Consider the following 16,975-nt stretch of genomic DNA (forward strand, 5'->3'; position numbering starts at 1 on the left):
GCCGCGGGCGCTCGCGCGCTCCTTTCCAGCCGGGCAGCCACCGTACGGCACACGCACACGTACGACTCCCGAACCGGAACGGAAGCAGACATGGCCCTGCCACGGCACCCGCTGCGCATCGGAATCCTGCTCCCCACCAGGGAGCAGGCCATCTCCGAGAACGTCGCCGCCTCCCCGCTGCTGGACTTCGCCCGCCAAGCCGAATCCCTCGGCTTCGACTCGCTGTGGACGGGTGACTCCCTGACCGCCCGGCCGCGCCTGGACCCCCTCGTGGTCCTGGCCGCGGCCGGCGCGGTCACCACGCGGATCACCCTGGGCACCGCCGCGCTCACACCCGCCCTGCGCCACCCGGTGATCGGCGCCAACATGCTCGCCAGCCTCGACCACGTGTGCGGATCCCGTCTGATCCTCGGCCTCGGCTCGGGCTTCCCCGTACCGGAGACCGAGGAGGAGTTCCACACGGTGGGCGCGAGCTTCTCCGGCCGCGCGGGACGGCTGGACGAGATCACCGCCCTGTGGCGCACGGCGTGGCAGCGGCACGACGGCACCGGCCGGGCCGACTTCAACGGCCGGTACTGGCAGGCCGAGGGCCTGGACCGGCTGCCCCCGCCCCACCGGCCCGGCGGGCCGCCCCTGTGGCTCGCCGGCAGCGACACCCCCCGCGTGGTGGAACGGGTGGCCCGCCACTACGACGGCTGGATGCCCTTCGTCCCGTCCGCCGAGGCCTACGGCCGTGCCTGGGACGGCATCCAGCGGGCACGCGACGCGGCCGGCCGCCCGGCGGACGCCGTCACCCCCGCCCTGTACGCCACCCTCACCGTCGACCCCGACCGGGCCCGGGCCCGCGCCGAACTGGAGCACTACATCAGCCACTACTACGGACGCTCGCTCGACCAGATGTCCGCGATCCAGGCGTACTGCTGGGGCAGCGCCGAGGAGTGCGCCCAGTGGCTCGCCGGATACGTGCGGGCCGGTGCCCGGCACCTGATCATCCGCGTCGGTTCCCTCCAGCCCGAGGCACAGCTCAAGGAGATCGCCGAGGCCGTCGTACCGGCCGTGCGCGAGCTGGGCTGACCACCACGGGACGGGGCCGGGGCCGGGGAAGGGAGTGAGGTGTGAGGTTCCCGCAGCGCGAGCGTGCCGTACCGGAGGAACCGCTGCCCGGTCCGGACGGGCGGTCGGCCACGCAGGTCCCGGCGAGGCCGCAGGCCGAGGGCAGTCGCGGTGCCCGCCCCGCACGGCGGACGCGGTGCCGCCCTGTTCACGGCGGTGCGGGTGCAGCCCACCAGGGAGCACGCTCCGTCACTCTCGCCGCGGCGAGAACCATGCACCGCTTTTCGGCCGCATCGCTCACCGAGACGGCCGCGGCCGGTCCGGGCACGGAGTGGAGGCTGCGGCGGCCGTCGCCCGGCAGGGCCTGCCGCTGTCCTCCGCGGCGCTCGACCGCATCCGGCCGCGCTGCGTGGAGGCGTCGGGAGACATGACGTTCGTGGGTTCCGGTGAGATCACCCACCGGTACGCGGCCTGCCGCGCCCCGGCCCCGGCCTTCCCCCCCGACCGCCCGGGACGCCGTGGCCGCTTCACCGGGCGGCCGCTTCACGGACGGCGCGCCGCTGCGCATGCCTTGAGGGCGGGGCGGGTGGCCGACCCGACCACCGCGTCGCCCCGGCCGCCGGCCGCGGCCACCCCTGACCCCGCCGCCCGGTCCCGTCGGCACGCCCCGCGGACCGTGGCCGCCCGCCCCCCCCGTGTCCCGGCCCGTCACCACGGCGGCCGACCCGACTCCCTACCCCTACCCCAGCCCCCTGTTCCGTCCCTGCCCCCTGCCCCCTGCCCCCTGCCCCCTTCCCCCTTCCCCCCCCGTCCCCTGTGCCCCGGCCCTTCCTTCCGAGCCCTGGTCCCCCCATCGCCCGCGAGGTGTTCGCTCATGTCCAAGTCCCCCACGGTTGTACTCACCGGGGCCTCCGGCGTCCTGGGCAGTGCGCTGCTGCCCGAGCTGGCCGACTGCCATGTCATCGCCCTGACCCACGGCAGGCCCGTCCCCGCCGCGGACGAGCAGATGGCCTGCGATCTGACCGCGCCCGGCCTCGGGCTCGGCCGAGCCGCCCGCCGGCGGCTGGCCGCGCGGGTGGACGCGGTCGTGCACTGCGCGGCGGCCACCGGCTTCGCCACCGGACCCGACCGCGCTTTCGCGCTGAACGTGGCGGGGACCCGCCGGGTCGCCCGGCTGGCGGCCGAGACCGGCGCCGCGCTGTACCACGTGTCCACGGCATTCGTCGCCCGCACCGGCCTCGCCCGGCCCCGCACCGGTCCGCCGCGGGCGAGGACCGCCCATCCGGCGCACTACCTGCACTCCAAACGGGCGGCGGAGAACGAGGTGCGGGCTTCGGGGGCGGCCGCGACGATCGTGCGTCCTTCGGTCCTGATCGGTGACAGCGTCACCGGCGCCATCGCCGCCTTCCAGGGCCTGCACGCCATGCTGCACGGCCTGCTGCGCGGTCTGGTGCCGATGCTGCCACTGGCGCGAGGGTCACTCGTGGACTTCGTCCCGCAGGACGTGGCGGCGTCGGCGATCGCCGCACTGATACGCGCCGGACGGTGTGGGGGCGAGATGTGGATCACGGCGGGAGACCGGGCCCTGACCGTCGAGGACGCCCTGCACGTCCTCACGGACACCGCCGAAGACCTCGGCATCCCCGTGGCGTTGCCCCGCCTGGTCGACCCCGACACCGTGGAGCGTCTGATCCGACCCGTCTTCCTCGGGCATCTCCGCCCGGGCGACCGCCGTCAGTTCGAGGCCGTGCTCGCGCTGACCTCCCTGTTCTCCGGCGCTTCGGACTTCCCCACCAGCCTGGGCGCGACCCTGGGCGGTCCGACCGCGCCGACCGTCCCCGGCCTACGGGCCGCGCTGCGCACCTCGATCGTGCACCTGGCCCGGGCCAAAGGCCTGGCCCCGACCGCCGCCCGCCTCTCGGAAGGGGTGCGCTGACATGCCCGAGGTGATTCTGGACGCACGCGTCCCGGGGGCTCGTGCCGGGGAGGTGTTCGACCGCCTGCGGGACTTCGCCGCCTACCCCCGGCACTGCTCCGCCGTACGGCAGGTCACCGTCACCGACCGCGGCGGCGGTGTCCTCGACTCCGACTGGTCCGTCGACTTCCGTGGCGGCGTGCTGCGCTGGTCCGAAAGGGACCATGTGGACCGGGCGGCGCTGGGCATCGATTTCGTCCAGACCAATGGCGACTTCGAACGGTTCGAGGGCGGTTGGCGGGTGCGCGCCCACGACGGGGCCGTGACCGTGCGCTTCACCGCCGCCTTCGATCTCGGGATGCCCACCCTCGCCGCCGTCCTCGACCCGATCGCCCGGGAGGCGCTGGCCGAGTCCGTCGGGCTCATCCTGCGCGGACTTCTGGGAGACCGGATCACGGTCACCGTCCCGGACGGCCCCGAGGGCGAGGGCATGCTCCCGGCGCCCCGCGTCTCCGCGTGAATCCCACCCTTTCCGTCCGGCCCCAGCCGGACCACCCACCCCCGAAGGAGGATCCCGTGCCCAGGGACATCAACGACAAGGTCGTCGCCATCGCCGGCGGCAGCCGAGGCATCGGTCTCGCCACCGCCGAACTCTTCGCCCGCCAGGGAGCCCGGGTGACCATCGGCGCCCGAGACCTGGACCACGCCGAGAAGGCCGCCGCCGGGATCGGCGCCCGGGCCCACCGGCTGGACGTCACCGATGCGGCCTCGGTCCAGGGCTTCTGGGACGCGGTGGAGGCCGAGTCCGGTGAGATCGACGTCCTCGTCAACAACGCGGGGGAAATGCTCGTGGGCCGCTTCGAGGACGAGAGCCCCGAGGACACCGTGCATCAACTGGGGGTCAACCTGCTCGGCACGATGAACGGCATGAAGACCGCCATCCCCCCGATGCGGGCCAGGGGACGGGGGCACATCATCAACATGGTGTCCGCCGTCGGCATGGTCGGTCTGCCCGGCTGCGCCACGTACTCGGCCGCCAAGCACGCGGTGACCGGACTGTCCGAGGCGGTCCGCGGCGAACTGCGCGGCAGCGGCGTCGACCTGTCCGTCATCCTGCCCATCCCGGCCGGAACCGATCTGACATCCGGCGTCGGCAAGGGCCGGTTCGTTCCCCTGCTGACGCCCCAGCAGATCGCACAGGCAGTCGTACGCACCGCCAGGCGCCCGGTCTACAACCGGTACGTGCCCGGCTGGACCAACCCCGTCACGCGGTCGCTGTTCCTGCTGCCGCAGCCCTGGCGCGACGCCATGGGCCGGCTGCTGAAGGCCGACCAACTGCTGCGGACCACCGACCTGTCGGCCCGGTCCCGCTACGAGACGAGGATCAGGTCGGCGCGAGCGGAGGTGGGCCGGTGACCACGGACACCTCCGCCCGCACAGCCCCCTCCGCCCGGGGCACCGTACGGCGCGGTGACGCGCCGCCGGTGACCGGCCGGCGCCTGCTCGACGGCCTGCTCCACGTCCATCCCGCGGTCGCCGCGGCCGTGTACGGTCCCCTCGCGGCCGGCGCCGCCGTCGCCTCCGCCGGCCGTGCCGAGCCGTGGGCACTCGCCGGCTGGGCCGGAGCCGGCTATGTCGCCTGGACCCTGACCGAGTACTGGGGCCACCGGCTGATCCTGCACTTCGAACCGGAACGCGGCCTCGGCGCCCGGCTGCACTACGTCGTGCACGGCGTCCATCACGACTATCCGCAGGACGTACGCCGCTCCGTGCTCAGCCCGCTGCTGAGCGTCCCGATGACGGCGGCGGCCTTCGCCGCGGGCCGCGCGCTGGACCTGCCGCCGATCTTCGCGGCGGGCTTCGTGACGGGCTGTCTGCTGTACGACATGTGCCATCTGTACCTGCACCACGGGCGGCCCAGAAACCGTCTGCTGCGCGGGTTGCGCTCGCGCCACATGCGCCATCACCACCGAGACGACAGCCGCGGCTTCGGGATCAGCGCGCCCTACTGGGACGCGCTGTTCGGCACCTCCGTCCGCCGCGGCCGGTGAGGGGGACACCCATGCTGCTCAACCGGGTCGAGAAGGCGCTCGTGAACAGCTGGGCCCGGCGGGCCCTGCTGCGCCGGTACGAGATTCCCGCACTGCTGCGGCTGGCCGGCGGGCCGCTGCCGCCCGGGGGACGGGCGGTGGAGGTCGGCTGCGGCACGGGATTCACCACCGAGGAGATCCTGGACCGGTTCGGCGCGGCCCGGGTGGACGCCATCGACCTGGACCCCGACATGGTGGTCAGGGCCCGACGGCGGCTGGCGGCACGGGGCGAACGAGTGCGCCTGGCCGCGGGCGACGCGACCGACCTGCGGGCCGCTCTGGGGGCCGAGGACGGCACGTACGACGCCGCGTTCGACTTCGCCATCATCCACCACGTGCCCGACTGGCGGGCGGCGGTCGCCGAGATCGTGCGGGTGCTCGCCCCCGGCGGCGTCTTCGTCTTCGACGAGGTCACCTCCCACGCCCTGGCGCGCCCGAGTTACCGGCTGCTGTTCGACCATCCCCGGCACGACCGCTTCTGCGCCGGGCAGTTCCTGGACGAACTGGAGCGCCAGGGCCTGGACATCCGTGGGGCGTACACCGTGGTCAGCGGCGACTACCTGCTGGGCGCGGCCCGCAAGCCGGCCTCATCCCGGGCGCCTTGACAGCGGGGCCTGCGCCAGCGGCCCCAGCTCCGGGTCGTGCCCAGGATGGCCTGTTCCACCCGGCGCAGCTTGGGTGAGGGCTCCACACCCAGCTCCTCGGACAGCCGGCGGCGCATCCGCCGGTAGATGTCCAGGGCCTCGGCCTGCTGGCCCGAGCAGTAGAGAGCGATCATGAGCTGCTCGCAGAAATGCTCGCTCATGGGGTGGGCGTAGTGCTGTTCGTAGAGTTCGGCGATCACCCCCGCGTGATGGCCGGCGGCCAGCTCGGCATCGAACATGAGCTCAAGGGCGCGGATGCGGTACGCCTCGTAGCGGGCCGCCGCCCTACGGCACAGAGGGATCTCCACGGAGCCGCCGAAGACCGGCCCGCGCCACATGGACAGGGCCGCCCGCAGGCGGCCCGCTAACTCGTGCGGGGGTATGCGCGAGGCGGCCTCTATCGCGTTGACGGCCTTGACGAACTCGACGGCGTCGAGTTCCCTCTCCGACAGGGCCAGTCGGTAACCGGTGGGGTGGGCGGTCAACCGGGGTGAGGGACGGCCGGGTTCGAGACTGCGCAGGCGGCGTCGCAGTCGGCTTATGTGTGCGTGCAGGGCGTTCGCCTGGATGTCCTCGGCGGCGTCTCCCCACATACCGTGCATCAGCTCCTCACTCGGAATCGGCTCGCCCTCTCCGACCAGCAGGGTCTGCAACAGCGAGCGTTGCAGGCATCCGGGCACCTCGATCCTTCCGTCGGGCGTGTCGATCTCCAGAGCCCCGAGAATGGAAAATTTCAGCACGGTTCTCTTTCCTTTCGAAAAGGTGGGGAAACGATTCGCGTCGTCTCGGTCGCGGCGCAAAGTTCAGCTGTCAGAGGGCTTCACCGACAGGACTGCCGGGCATGGTGCGGCGCCTTGTGAATGTGTTCGGTGAAATCGGGTGATCGCGTTCTTCGCCGCGATCTTCTGGATGTACGGGTAGAGCGCTTTCATCCGTACCACGGGTGACTGGCTGCGCGTCAACCAAATTGATAAGGGCATGAATAGCGGCCATATGCGTTCATGGGCATCGTGAACCGGAGGCCCGCCGAAGGCCCAGTGAGTCCCTCCGTCCGGACCCCCGCCGGTCACATGACGGCGATCGGCCCACTGCTGAACGCGCTCTGCGCATCGTCCCTGCACGGACCCGTGCTCCGGTGCCCGCGATGGGATCACCCCCCGTCACACCGTCGAAGCGGCAGTGAACCGGCTTCTGCGGCGACCTGTCGTTCACTTCTCACAGACCCTGCCCATGCTCAATCGCCTCACACACTGTGCCCGCTCGCCCGGGTCGTCGAGGCACCCCCTTTCAGACAAATTGACCAGCGGCGCGATGAGCGTTCATTGGTCTTGACATCCAGCCGCCCCGCAATGATCGTCCGGCGTTCCCGGCATACGGCTCCAGGTGTGAGGAGTGCTGAAATCAGGCCAGTGTCAGCTGAATGTCAGGGCACCTGGCCAAAATGGACGAGCAGTGGGGAGGTACGCCGTGTCAACGGCTGAAGACCGCCACCTCTCCGGTCACTGACAGGTGTTCGCCGATTCACCTGCATCAAAGGGGGGATTCACGAATGACGGCCAAGATCGGCAGAGCCAGGGCCCGGGGCGGGCGTCGCGCCCGCACACCGGGCAGCAGCGTACGAGCGGTGGCGGTGACGGCCCTTCTCGCCAGCGGCACACTGATGGTCCCCGGGACCTCCGAAGCCGCCGACTCCTGCGTGAGCAGGCCGACCGCGGAGCACGTCGACTGGACGCCCATGAACTTCGTCGGCGACGTCGTCTGCCCGCACACCCTCGGCAACGTACGGCTGCAGTCCACCACCCAGAGCTCGGTCAACGGCCAGATCCGCTTCTCGCCGAGCTGGTTCGTGTGCTGGAAGCGGGGCGGGGAGTACCAGGGCAGCACCATCTGGTACTACACGCAGGGCGACACGGTCTCCGCCAGCCGGATCTCCAAGGGCTGGGGCTACCTTCCCGCGGCAGAACTGCGCGTTCCCATCCATCCGGTGCCCGGCCTTCGCCAGTGCACCTGGTCCTGAGCCAGGAGGTCGCGATGAGAGCCGAACGTACCCCGCTCAGGGCCCGCAGGACGCTCACGGCCGTCCTGCTCTGCCTGGGCATCGGTGCCACGCCCACCGCGGTCGCGAACGCCGAGGCCCCGGACACCGCACGGGCCACCTGCTCGCTGCGTCAGCAGCGGCCCCACGCGGACGCCATCGGAAACGTCTTCTCCTTCGACCTGTACTGCGACAACCTCGCCTCGGACGTCTACGGCAGGGCGGCCTTCGACGCACCGGTCACCGGGCGCCTGATGATGTCGCCGAGCTGGTTCGTCTGCTGGACCGAGGGTTCCGCCCCCGCCGGGGAGAGCCGGGTCTGGTACTACACGCAGGCCGACCGCGTACTGACCCAGCGGCGCATCAAGGGCTGGGGCGTGGTGCCCGCGCGGATCGTGCAGGCCCCCGCTCACCCCTACCCGGGACTGCCCCGCTGCTCGTGGTTCTGATCCACCCAGCCCCGCCCGTGCGGCGGCCTCCCCGGCTCCGGGCGACGTCCCTGCGGAACCTGCCCGGCGGGCCCCTGCCGCGGTCCGTCTCGACTCTGGAGATCCCATGCCCGTCAAGCGAAAGAGATACCTCGGGGCCACCCTGGCCTCACTGCTCGGCTGCGCCCTGCTGTCCGCCCCCGTGATGGCCCTGAACTCCGGCGCGACAGGGGCCGGCCGACAGGAACCCGCGGCCCACTCCGCCCCGCGCGTGATGAACGCCGTCAACGGCGAATGGCGTCTGTGCCCCTACTCGGGCACCCACCCGGAGCTGGGCCAGGGCCACGCCAGCGACGCCGTGGGGCACCTCCAGTGCGTGCTGAACCAGGTGTACGGCTACACGAGCGTCAGCATCGACAAGATCTTCGGCCCCGCGACACGAGCCGCGGTCGTCGACTTCCAGCAGTCCGTCGGCCTGACAGCCGACGGCTTCGTCGGCCCGCGCACCTGGGCCGCCCTGCACCCCTGACCTGACCGACGCGTCACGCAGGTCACCCGCCATCGCCGGCCCAGCGGGCCGGCCGACACACCGAGGACGGTCATGAAGACAGCACGGGCCCGGGCCCTGGGCGTGCTCGGCGCGGTCGTGGCCCTGGTGGCCACCACCGCGTCCGGCCCCGCCCGGGCGGGCGGCGCCCCCTCCGGCGCCGCGGCGGCGTGCGAGACACGCGAGGGGGTCCAGCACGTCGACTGGACCGGCATGTGGTTCGACCACGACGTGGTGTGCGACAACGCGCCGGGGGACGTACGCCTGCAGTCCTTCTCGGCCAGCCCGGTGGTCGGGCGGATGCACACCATCCGGAGCTGGTTCGTCTGCTGGAAGCTCGGAGACCTCCACGCCGGCGGCAACAGCATCTGGTACTACACGCAGGGCGACGAGGTCGTGAGCCGGCCCTCCACCCAGGCCTGGGGCTACCTGCCGGCCTCCATGGTGTACTCCGGCAGCCACCCCGCCCCCGGCCTGACCAGGTGTCCCTGGGGATGACGAGAGAACAGCAACGCCGACGAGGGGGAGAGATGACGAGGCACGAGCCCGCCCAGGGACCGAAACGTCGCCGGACAGGGCGCTGGGCGGCGGTCGCCGCCACCGCCGTGCTGGCCGCGACCGCGGCCACGCCGCCGGCGGTGGCCGACACCGCGCAGGACCGGGCGCAGCGCATCTGCAAGGTCCGCACGGGGGTGTCCCACACCGATCACACCGGCAAGACCTTCACCACGGACCTGTACTGCGAGAACGCCGTCGCCGACGTCTACGCCAGTCCGGAGAACTACGGCACCGTCATCGCCAAGCTCGCCACCACGCTGAGCTGGTTCGTGTGCTGGGAGACCGGTGAGATGCACGCCGGCGGCAATCGCATCTGGTACTACACGCAGGGCGACCGCATCCTCAACTGGCCGCTGCGCAAGGGCTGGGGCTATGTGCCCGCGTTCTACCTGTGGACGGAACAGGACCCGTTCCCGGGCCTGCCGCCGTGCCTGCCCTCGATGAAGGAGAAGTCCGGCACGGCGGAGCGGTCATGACGCGGCCCGCAGCGGGGCGCAGGGCCCGTACCGCCGCGGGGGCCTTCCTGCTCGCGGCCGCAGCGGTGCTGTCCACGGACTCCGTCGCGGCCGGCGCCTCCGTCGAGCGGACCTGCCACATCCGTGAGGGCGTTCGGCACCAGGACACCCTGGGGAACGCCTTCACCAAGGACCTCTACTGCGAGAACAGCCCGGGCAAGGTGTACGGGCGCGCCGCGTTCGAGGCTCCGGTGACCGGTCTGCTCAACAGCACGACCAGCTGGTTCGTCTGCTGGACCATGGGCGAACCGCATCCGGGCGGCAACAACGTCTGGTACTACACCCAGGGGGACGAGACGGTACAGGTCCCGTCCGTCAAGGCGTGGGGCACCATCCCCGCCAACCACCTGTGGACGCCCCAGGACCCCTTCCCAGGGCTGCCACGCTGCCCCTGGTGGTAGGCCCCCGGGTCTCGCACGCTGGACGACTACTATGTTCTCTTCATGTCCGGGACTACATGGGGCCGTCGTGAAACACAGGGCACGTGAACCGTGGGGCCTTCGAGCATGCTGAGGGAGGTCACCGCCACCCGCTACGTCGCTCCCCTCCACTCCGGTGGCTCCGTCCCCGGGGTGGTGGAGGCCGACGACCTGGGCACGTACGTCGTGAAGTTCACCGGCTCGGCGCAGGGCCGCAAGGCGCTGGTCGCCGAGGTGATCGTCGGTGAGCTGGCCCGCGCGCTCGGTCTGCGCTTCCCCGAGCTGGTCCTGGTCCACTTCGACCCGGCGATCGCCGACAGCGAGCCCCATCAGGAGGTACGCGACCTGCACGGCGCGAGCGCCGGCGTCAACCTCGGCATGGACTGTCTGCCGGGCGCGCGCGACTTCACCCCGGAGGTCGCAGCCACCTTCCGCGTCGACCCGCTGGAGGCGGGCCGGATCGTCTGGCTGGACGCGCTGACCGCGAACGTCGACCGTACGGTGCACAGCTCGAACCTGATGGTCTGGCCGACGTTCGGCACCGCACCGGCGCGGCTGTGGCTGATCGACCACGGAGCGGCCCTGGTCTTCCACCACCGCTGGGACGGCTCCGACCCCGAGAAGGCGTACGACTTCCGCCACCACGCCCTCGGCCACTACGCCCCGGACGTGCGGGCGGCCGACGCGGAGCTGGCGCCCCGGGTGACCGAGGAGCTGCTGCGGGACATCGTGGCGGAGGTGCCGGACGCGTGGCTGACCGACTTCGCCTCGCCCGGCGAGGCCCGCGAGGCCTATGTGGCGTACCTCCATGCGCGCGTGCGTGCCTCACGGCAGTGGATCCCCACCGGCTTCCCCAGCCGGGAGGAACTCGCCGCCGAGGAGTCCCGGCGCGCGGCGAGAAGCCGTCAAGGACGCCCCGCGTGGCTCAAGCAGGTCCCGGATCTGCACGGCAAGCCCGCGGCCCAACAGGATTGGTCGGTGCACCTCGGATGAGTGGCCGTGTCGAGATCGAGTACTGCACCCAGTGCCGCTGGCTGCCGCGTGCGGCCTGGCTGGCTCAGGAACTGCTCACGACGTTCGAGGCCGAGCTGACGGAACTGGCACTCAAACCCGGCACGGGCGGTGTCTTCGTCGTCCGGGTCGACGGGGAGACCGTCTGGGACCGCCGTGAACAGGGATTCCCCGAGCCCACGGCGGTCAAGCAGGCCGTACGCGACCGAGTGGCCCCGGGGAAGTCCCTGGGCCACTCGGAGAAACCGGCCCCCTGAGGGTTCAGCGAGGGGGCGCCGCGGGGTCCGCCAGGGTTCAGCCCTTCAGCTGCTCGTAGGCCGGAAGCGTCAGGAAGTCCGCGTAGTCCTCGTCGAGGGAGACCTCCAGGAGCAGATCGTGGGCCTGCCGCCAGTGGCCGGCGGCGAAGGCCTCCTCGCCGATCTCCGCCCGGATGTTCGCCAGCTCCTCGGCGGCGACCTTGCGGGCCAGCTCGGGGGTGGCCTTCTCGCCGTTCTCGAACTCGACGCCCGCGTTGATCCACTGCCAGATCTGGGAGCGGGAGATCTCGGCGGTGGCCGCGTCCTCCATCAGGTTGAAGATGGCGACCGCGCCGAGACCGCGCAGCCAGGCCTCGATGTAGCGGATGCCGACCTGGACGGCGTTGACCAGACCCGGATACGTCGGCTTGGCGTCCAGGGAGTCGACCGCGATGAGGTCCTCCGCCTTCACGGAGACGTCCTCGCGCAGGCGGTCCTTCTGGTTCGGCCGGTCGCCGAGCACCTTGTCGAAGGACTCCATGGCGATCGGCACCAGGTCGGGGTGGGCGACCCAGGAACCGTCGAAACCGTCGTTCGCCTCACGGTCCTTGTCGGCCTTGACCTTCTCGAACGCGACCTTGTTGACCTCCTCGTCGCGCCGCGACGGGATGAACGCCGCCATGCCGCCGATCGCGTGCGCGCCGCGCTTGTGGCAGGTGCGGACGAGCAGCTCGGTGTACGCCCGCATGAACGGGGCGGTCATCGTCACCGCGTTGCGGTCCGGGAGGACGAACCTGGCGCCGCCGTCACGGAAGTTCTTGACGATGGAGAACAGGTAGTCCCAGCGGCCGGCGTTCAACCCGGAGGCGTGGTCGCGCAGTTCGTAGAGGATCTCCTCCATCTCGTACGCGGCCGTGATCGTCTCGATCAGCACGGTCGCGCGGACGGTGCCCTGCGGGATGCCGACGTAGTCCTGGGCGAAGACGAACACGTCGTTCCAGAGGCGGGCCTCCAGGTGGGACTCCGCCTTGGGGAGGTAGAAGTACGGGCCCTTGCCGAGGTCGAGCAGGCGCTGAGCGTTGTGGAAGAAGTACAGGCCGAAGTCGACGAAGGCGCCGGGGACCGGCTGACCGTCGACCTGGAGGTGACGCTCGTTCAGGTGCCAGCCGCGCGGGCGCATGACGACGGTCGCGAGCTCGTCGTTCGGGCGCAGGGCGTACGACTTGCCGGACCTCGGGTCGGTGAAGTCGATGTTCCGGGTGTACGCGTCGATCAGGTTGAGCTGGCCGAGGACCACGTTCTCCCAGGTCGGCGCGGAGGCGTCCTCGAAGTCTGCGAGCCAGATCCGAGCGCCCGAGTTGAGGGCGTTGATGGTCATCTTGCGGTCGGTGGGACCGGTGATCTCGACCCGGCGGTCCTGCAGCGCGGGCGGGCACGGGGCCACCCGCCAGGAGTCGTCCGCGCGGATCGCGGCGGTCTCCGGGAGGAAGTCGAGGGTGGAGGTGCGGGCGATCTCGGCGCGGCGCTCCGCACGGCGGGCGAGGAGTTCGTCACGCCGGGGCGTGAACCGGCGGTGCAGCTCGGCCACGAAGGCGAGGGCCGCCTCGTTGAGGACCTCCTCCTGCCGCGGCAGGGGCTCGGCGTCGACGATGGCCAGCGGGGACGGCGCTGGTGCGGACATGAGCTGTCACTTCCTTCAGCGAGCTACGTGGACGAGCTGTCGAGCTCTGGCACCGGGTGCCAGTCTTCCCGGATACGGCGGACAACGCCCGCGGAGCCGTCGGGCGCTTCTGAACAGTGGATACTAGTTTCCTCATGGTGGAAGTTCAATGGTTTGTTGATATCGAGATTCTCTGAGTCGAGGCAAGGTGGCTCTCGGTGCCACCGCACTCACTCAAGGTGGGCGAGATCGGCCTCGGTGTCGATGTCATAGGGACGAGCCACGTCCCCGCACTCGACGAGCCCGATCGCGTCCTCGTGCTCCTTCAGATAGGCGCGTGCCCCCCGGTCGCCGGTGGCGGTCGCCGCGACGCCCGCCCAATGGGCGGCACCGAGGAGGACGGGATGCCCGCGTACGCCGTCGTAGGCGGCCGAGGCGAGCGACGACTCGTCCTCGTAGGCGGCGCGTACCCGGGCCACCGCCTGTGCTCCGATGCCCGGCTGGTCGACGAGCGAGACCAGTGCCGCTCTCATCCCCGTCCCGGCCAGTGAGTCGAGCCCCACGCGCAGGGAGGAGCCCATTCCGTCCGCCCAGTCGGGGTTCTCCACCAGTACGCAGCCGCCCAGTTCCGCCCGTTCCCGTACGGCGGCGGCCCGCGCCCCCAGCACGACGTGCACACGTGCGCAGCCGGCCGCGCGCAGCACCCCCACGGCATGCTCGACGAGCGGCCGGCCGCGGTGCGGCAGCAGCGCCTTGGGCCGTCCGCCGAGCCGCCTGCCGCCCCCCGCCGCGAGGAGCAGACCGGCGACCGGGGACGCTTCTGTCTCAGTCATATGTCCTGCTTACCTGACACCTGCGCGAGAGCCCGGTTTCTCAGGGCTGAATTTCCGTCCGCATGGTGGCGCGCCCCGCATCGGGTGGCGTTTACTGACCCGCGTCCCCGGCGCCCGACCGACGCCGGGGGAGCTCGACGGGGGAGCGGGACCACGGGCGCACAACGGCGTGCGAGGGGGAGTGCTGTGTTGCGGAGCTTGGGGCAGAGGCCGGTGACGAGCAGCGACGAGGACGCGAGGGTGGTGGCACTGCGGACGGCCGTGTCCCGTCTGCGTCGCGAACTCGCCGCGCATCCGGCCGAGTTCCGGGACCGGGCGATCGCCGAGGACGAACTGGCCGCGCTGGCCGCGATGACGGACGGCGGGGTACCCGAGACACCGCGGCTGCGGAGGTCGTTACTGCTGATCGCCGGTGCGATCGGGTCCGTCAGCGCCCTGTCGCGGGGTTTGTCCGATGTTCGTGACGCCGTGGACCTGTTCGGGGAGCAGTCTCGCGGGCGTGGCTAGGGGCTGTCGTCGGACCATGCCGGTGCCGACGCGTCCCGGGTCGGAGGCCGGGCCCGCCCTCATCGCGCGGCCGGTGTGCCCGCGGTGTGACGGTGGCCGGCCCGTCCGTGTGTCGCCCGGACCGGCGCGGCCTCGCCGTCATCCCTGGTTCTGGCTGGCCAGTGCCTCGGACAGCTCTGCGGCCACCTGCTGGAGCACCGGCACGATCTTGTCCGTGGCCGCCTCGGTGACCCGCCCCGCCGGACCGGAGATCGAGATCGCCGCCGCGGTGGGGGAGTCGGGGACGGAGACGGCCAGGCAGCGGACGCCGACCTCCTGTTCGTTGTCGTCGACCGCGTAGCCGTTGTTCCGCACGTCCTCCAGGGCAGCGAGGAAGCCGTCCGGCGTGGTGATCGTCTTCTCCGTGGCGGCCGGCATGCCGGTACGGGCCAGCAGTGCGCGCACCTCCTCCGCAGGGAAGCCGGCGAGCAGTGCCTTGCCGACACCGGTGGAGTGCGGCAGCACCCGCCGGCCCACCTCGGTGAACATCCGCATCGAGTGCTTGGACGGCACCTGGGCGACGTAGACGATCTCGTCCCCGTCGAGCAGGGCCATGTTCGCCGTCTCACCGGTCTCCTCGACCAGCCGGGCGAGATACGGCCGGGCCCAGGTGCCCAGCAGCCGGGACGCGGACTCGCCGAGGCGGATCAGACGCGGGCCGAGGGCGTAGCGGCGGTTGGGCTGCTGGCGTACGTATCCGCAGGCCACGAGCGTGCGCATCAGGCGGTGGATGGTGGGCAGCGGCAGCCCGCTGCTCGCGGAGAGCTCGCTCAGGCCGACCTCGCCGCCCGCGTCGGCCATCCGTTCGAGCAGGTCGAAGGCGCGCTCAAGGGACTGGACGCCACCGTTGGAGGACCTGGCGGAGTCGGTGGTGCTGGCGCTGGACGTCGGCACGGCGCGTTCCTTTCGGGACCGGTGGGAGGGCCAAAGCCTACCCGTCGGTCGGTTGACTGCCCGCTTGTGCATAGCTACGTTCTGCTTGTTGGAATACTAATTCCGCTTTGTGGAAACGTCCAGAGTGCGTCCGGTGGGTGCACTGTGGAGAAGTGTGCCCTTGACGGCTCGGGAACGGGAGTGAAGACTCCTTCAACAGAAAGTTGAATTCCGTCACGCGGAAGTTGACGGCGGCAGAGAGGGGTCCGGGTGTCCGACGCTGAACTGGTGCTGCGCTCGACGCGCGTCATCACACCCGAGGGGACGCGCGCCGCCTCGGTCGCGGTCGCCGACGGGAAGATCACGGCCGTGCTGCCGCACGACGCCGAAGTCCCGCCCGGCGCCCGTCTGGAGGACCTCGGGGACGACGTCCTGCTGCCCGGCCTGGTCGACACGCACGTGCATGTCAACGACCCCGGCCGCACCGAGTGGGAGGGCTTCTGGACCGCCACGCGCGCGGCGGCCGCCGGCGGCATCACCACCCTCGTCGACATGCCGCTCAACTCCCTGCCGCCCACCACCACGGTCGACCACCTGCGCACCAAGCGGGACGTGGCCGCCGACAAGGCCCACATCGACGTGGGCTTCTGGGGTGGCGCGCTGCCCGACAACGTCAAGGACCTGCGCCCGTTGCACGAGTTGGGCGTCTTCGGCTTCAAGGCCTTCCTGTCGCCGTCCGGCGTGGACGAGTTCCCGCACCTGACCCAGGACCAGCTCGCCCAGTCGCTGGCCGAGATCGCCTCCTTCGACGGCCTGCTGATCGTGCACGCCGAGGACCCGCACCACCTGGAGGCCGCCCCGCAGCAGGGCGGCCCCAGGTACGCCGACTTCCTCGCCTCGCGCCCGCGCGACGCGGAGGACACGGCGATCGCCCAGCTGATCGCCCAGGCGAGGCGCCTCCACGCGCGCGTGCACGTCCTGCACCTCTCCTCCAGCGACGCTCTGCCCCTGATCGCCGAGGCCAAGCGGGAAGGCGTACGGGTCACCGTCGAGACCTGCCCGCACTATCTGACCCTGACCGCCGAGGAAGTCCCGGACGGTGCCAGCGAGTTCAAGTGCTGTCCGCCGATCCGTGAGTCCGCCAACCAGGACCTGCTCTGGCAGGCGCTGGCCGACGGCACCATCGACTGTGTGGTGACGGACCACTCGCCCTCCACGGCCGACCTGAAGACGGACGACTTCGCCACGGCCTGGGGCGGCATCTCCGGGCTCCAGCTGAGCCTCGCGGCAGTGTGGACCGAGGCCCGCGGGCGCGGGCACGGCCTGGAGGACGTGGTCCGCTGGATGTCCACGCGGACGGCCGAACTCGTCGGGCTCGACGACCGCAAGGGCGCCATCGCGGTGGGCCGCGACGCGGACTTCGCCGTGCTCGCCCCCGAGGAGACGTTCACCGTCGACCCGGCAGCCCTCCAGCACCGCAACCGCGTGACGGCGTACGCGGGCAGGACCTTGTACGGCGTCGTCAGATCCACCTGGCTGCGCGGCGAACGCATCGTCGTGGACGGCGACTTCACCGAGCCGAAGGGGCGACTGCTCACCCGGACCAGCTGAC

General features: G+C 71.5%; 20 protein-coding genes. 16 read left to right on the top strand and 4 right to left on the bottom strand.

From position 1 onward, the window contains the following. The first annotated feature begins 90 nt into the window (after positions 1-90). The 6 genes from ACWCPI_RS24260 to ACWCPI_RS24285 all read left to right on the top strand — a co-directional run bounded on the left by ACWCPI_RS24260 (position 91) and on the right by ACWCPI_RS24285 (position 5,663). Entirely contained in the window at positions 91-1,074 is a 984-nt protein-coding gene (locus ACWCPI_RS24260) for an LLM class flavin-dependent oxidoreductase (protein WP_451040084.1), read from the top strand. Positions 1,075-1,927: 853 nt separating this feature from the next. After that, positions 1,928-2,989 carry an SDR family oxidoreductase gene (locus ACWCPI_RS24265; protein WP_451040085.1) on the top strand — a complete coding sequence of 354 codons (1,062 nt, stop codon included), beginning with the start codon at positions 1,928-1,930 and terminating at the stop codon, positions 2,987-2,989. Position 2,990: 1 nt separating this feature from the next. Then, entirely contained in the window at positions 2,991-3,488 is a 498-nt protein-coding gene (locus tag ACWCPI_RS24270; RefSeq protein WP_451040086.1) for a type II toxin-antitoxin system RatA family toxin, read from the top strand. A 56-nt stretch (positions 3,489-3,544) separates the two neighbouring features. Further along, positions 3,545-4,384 carry an SDR family oxidoreductase gene (locus ACWCPI_RS24275; RefSeq protein ID WP_451040087.1) on the top strand — a complete coding sequence of 280 codons (840 nt, stop codon included), beginning with the start codon at positions 3,545-3,547 and terminating at the stop codon, positions 4,382-4,384. Beyond that, entirely contained in the window at positions 4,381-5,019 is a 639-nt protein-coding gene (locus tag ACWCPI_RS24280; RefSeq protein ID WP_451040088.1) for a sterol desaturase family protein, read from the top strand. The genes ACWCPI_RS24275 and ACWCPI_RS24280 overlap by 4 nt, the downstream gene beginning before the upstream one ends. An 11-nt stretch (positions 5,020-5,030) precedes the next feature. Then, a complete protein-coding gene (locus tag ACWCPI_RS24285; RefSeq protein WP_451040089.1) occupies positions 5,031-5,663 on the top strand; it encodes a class I SAM-dependent methyltransferase in 633 nt (210 codons plus the stop codon). Here the strand turns inward: ACWCPI_RS24285 and ACWCPI_RS24290 are convergent. Then, positions 5,615-6,442 carry an AfsR/SARP family transcriptional regulator gene (locus tag ACWCPI_RS24290; RefSeq protein ID WP_451040090.1) on the bottom strand — a complete coding sequence of 276 codons (828 nt, stop codon included), beginning with the start codon at positions 6,440-6,442 and terminating at the stop codon, positions 5,615-5,617. The two genes, ACWCPI_RS24285 and ACWCPI_RS24290, sit on opposite strands and share 49 nt — an antisense overlap. An 809-nt stretch (positions 6,443-7,251) precedes the next feature. Here ACWCPI_RS24290 and ACWCPI_RS24295 point away from each other — a divergent pair. The 8 genes from ACWCPI_RS24295 (at position 7,252) to ACWCPI_RS24330 (ending at position 11,472) form a co-directional block, all read left to right on the top strand. Next, a complete protein-coding gene (locus ACWCPI_RS24295; protein WP_451040091.1) occupies positions 7,252-7,719 on the top strand; it encodes a hypothetical protein in 468 nt (155 codons plus the stop codon). A 14-nt stretch (positions 7,720-7,733) separates the two neighbouring features. Further along, positions 7,734-8,186 (top strand): hypothetical protein, encoded by a 453-nt coding sequence (locus ACWCPI_RS24300; protein WP_451040092.1) that lies wholly within the window; start codon positions 7,734-7,736, stop codon positions 8,184-8,186. A 106-nt stretch (positions 8,187-8,292) separates the two neighbouring features. Then, complete coding sequence (locus tag ACWCPI_RS24305) at positions 8,293-8,694, top strand: peptidoglycan-binding domain-containing protein (protein WP_451040093.1); 402 nt, start codon at positions 8,293-8,295, stop codon at positions 8,692-8,694. 72 nt (positions 8,695-8,766) lie between these two features. Next, positions 8,767-9,210 carry a hypothetical protein gene (locus ACWCPI_RS24310; RefSeq protein ID WP_451040094.1) on the top strand — a complete coding sequence of 148 codons (444 nt, stop codon included), beginning with the start codon at positions 8,767-8,769 and terminating at the stop codon, positions 9,208-9,210. A gap of 32 nt (positions 9,211-9,242) precedes the next feature. Then, positions 9,243-9,746 (top strand): hypothetical protein, encoded by a 504-nt coding sequence (locus tag ACWCPI_RS24315; RefSeq protein ID WP_451040095.1) that lies wholly within the window; start codon positions 9,243-9,245, stop codon positions 9,744-9,746. Further along, complete coding sequence (locus ACWCPI_RS24320) at positions 9,743-10,186, top strand: hypothetical protein (protein WP_451040096.1); 444 nt, start codon at positions 9,743-9,745, stop codon at positions 10,184-10,186. The genes ACWCPI_RS24315 and ACWCPI_RS24320 overlap by 4 nt, the downstream gene beginning before the upstream one ends. Before the next feature lie 105 nt (positions 10,187-10,291). After that, the gene (locus ACWCPI_RS24325; RefSeq protein ID WP_451040097.1) at positions 10,292-11,197 is read left to right on the top strand and encodes a HipA family kinase; all 906 of its coding nucleotides are present in this window, start codon (positions 10,292-10,294) and stop codon (positions 11,195-11,197) included. Next, a complete protein-coding gene (locus ACWCPI_RS24330) occupies positions 11,194-11,472 on the top strand; it encodes a SelT/SelW/SelH family protein (RefSeq protein WP_451040098.1) in 279 nt (92 codons plus the stop codon). Before ACWCPI_RS24325 ends, ACWCPI_RS24330 begins: the two co-directional genes overlap by 4 nt. A 37-nt stretch (positions 11,473-11,509) precedes the next feature. Here the strand turns inward: ACWCPI_RS24330 and aceB are convergent, their stop codons facing one another. Both aceB and ACWCPI_RS24340 read right to left on the bottom strand, forming a co-directional pair. After that, the gene (gene aceB, locus ACWCPI_RS24335) at positions 11,510-13,132 is read right to left on the bottom strand and encodes a malate synthase A (RefSeq protein ID WP_451040099.1); all 1,623 of its coding nucleotides are present in this window, start codon (positions 13,130-13,132) and stop codon (positions 11,510-11,512) included. A 209-nt stretch (positions 13,133-13,341) separates the two neighbouring features. Beyond that, the gene (locus tag ACWCPI_RS24340) at positions 13,342-13,944 is read right to left on the bottom strand and encodes a nucleotidyltransferase family protein (protein WP_451040100.1); all 603 of its coding nucleotides are present in this window, start codon (positions 13,942-13,944) and stop codon (positions 13,342-13,344) included. Between the two features lie 186 nt (positions 13,945-14,130). Between ACWCPI_RS24340 and ACWCPI_RS24345 the strand changes: the two genes are divergently transcribed. Continuing rightward, positions 14,131-14,451: a DUF5955 family protein gene (locus tag ACWCPI_RS24345; RefSeq protein WP_451040101.1), complete on the top strand. Its 321-nt coding sequence runs from the start codon at positions 14,131-14,133 to the stop codon at positions 14,449-14,451. Between the two features lie 138 nt (positions 14,452-14,589). Here ACWCPI_RS24345 and ACWCPI_RS24350 read toward each other — a convergent pair whose 3' ends face one another. Continuing rightward, positions 14,590-15,384, bottom strand: a complete 795-nt coding sequence (locus ACWCPI_RS24350) for an IclR family transcriptional regulator (RefSeq protein WP_451040102.1) — start codon at positions 15,382-15,384, stop codon at positions 14,590-14,592. 249 nt (positions 15,385-15,633) lie between these two features. Between ACWCPI_RS24350 and allB the strand changes: the two genes are divergently transcribed. Beyond that, positions 15,634-16,974 (top strand): allantoinase AllB, encoded by a 1,341-nt coding sequence (gene allB / locus ACWCPI_RS24355; RefSeq protein ID WP_451040103.1) that lies wholly within the window; start codon positions 15,634-15,636, stop codon positions 16,972-16,974. Position 16,975: the final 1 nt, after the last annotated feature.

Source organism: Streptomyces sp. NPDC001920 (assembly GCF_053594495.1).

Bases quoted from the DNA above. Each gene is read 5' to 3' on its own strand.
- ACWCPI_RS24260 (WP_451040084.1), top strand. From the start codon at position 91: ATGGCCCTGCCACGGCACCCGCTGCGCATCGGAATCCTGCTCCCCACC.
- ACWCPI_RS24265 (WP_451040085.1), top strand. From the start codon at position 1,928: ATGTCCAAGTCCCCCACGGTTGTACTCACCGGGGCCTCCGGCGTCCTG.
- ACWCPI_RS24270 (WP_451040086.1), top strand. From the start codon at position 2,991: ATGCCCGAGGTGATTCTGGACGCACGCGTCCCGGGGGCTCGTGCCGGG.
- ACWCPI_RS24285 (WP_451040089.1), top strand. From the start codon at position 5,031: ATGCTGCTCAACCGGGTCGAGAAGGCGCTCGTGAACAGCTGGGCCCGG.
- ACWCPI_RS24295 (WP_451040091.1), top strand. From the start codon at position 7,252: ATGACGGCCAAGATCGGCAGAGCCAGGGCCCGGGGCGGGCGTCGCGCC.
- ACWCPI_RS24300 (WP_451040092.1), top strand. From the start codon at position 7,734: ATGAGAGCCGAACGTACCCCGCTCAGGGCCCGCAGGACGCTCACGGCC.
- ACWCPI_RS24305 (WP_451040093.1), top strand. From the start codon at position 8,293: ATGCCCGTCAAGCGAAAGAGATACCTCGGGGCCACCCTGGCCTCACTG.
- ACWCPI_RS24310 (WP_451040094.1), top strand. From the start codon at position 8,767: ATGAAGACAGCACGGGCCCGGGCCCTGGGCGTGCTCGGCGCGGTCGTG.
- ACWCPI_RS24315 (WP_451040095.1), top strand. From the start codon at position 9,243: ATGACGAGGCACGAGCCCGCCCAGGGACCGAAACGTCGCCGGACAGGG.
- ACWCPI_RS24320 (WP_451040096.1), top strand. From the start codon at position 9,743: ATGACGCGGCCCGCAGCGGGGCGCAGGGCCCGTACCGCCGCGGGGGCC.
- ACWCPI_RS24325 (WP_451040097.1), top strand. From the start codon at position 10,292: ATGCTGAGGGAGGTCACCGCCACCCGCTACGTCGCTCCCCTCCACTCC.
- ACWCPI_RS24330 (WP_451040098.1), top strand. From the start codon at position 11,194: ATGAGTGGCCGTGTCGAGATCGAGTACTGCACCCAGTGCCGCTGGCTG.
- aceB (WP_451040099.1), bottom strand. From the start codon at position 13,132: ATGTCCGCACCAGCGCCGTCCCCGCTGGCCATCGTCGACGCCGAGCCC.
- ACWCPI_RS24340 (WP_451040100.1), bottom strand. From the start codon at position 13,944: ATGACTGAGACAGAAGCGTCCCCGGTCGCCGGTCTGCTCCTCGCGGCG.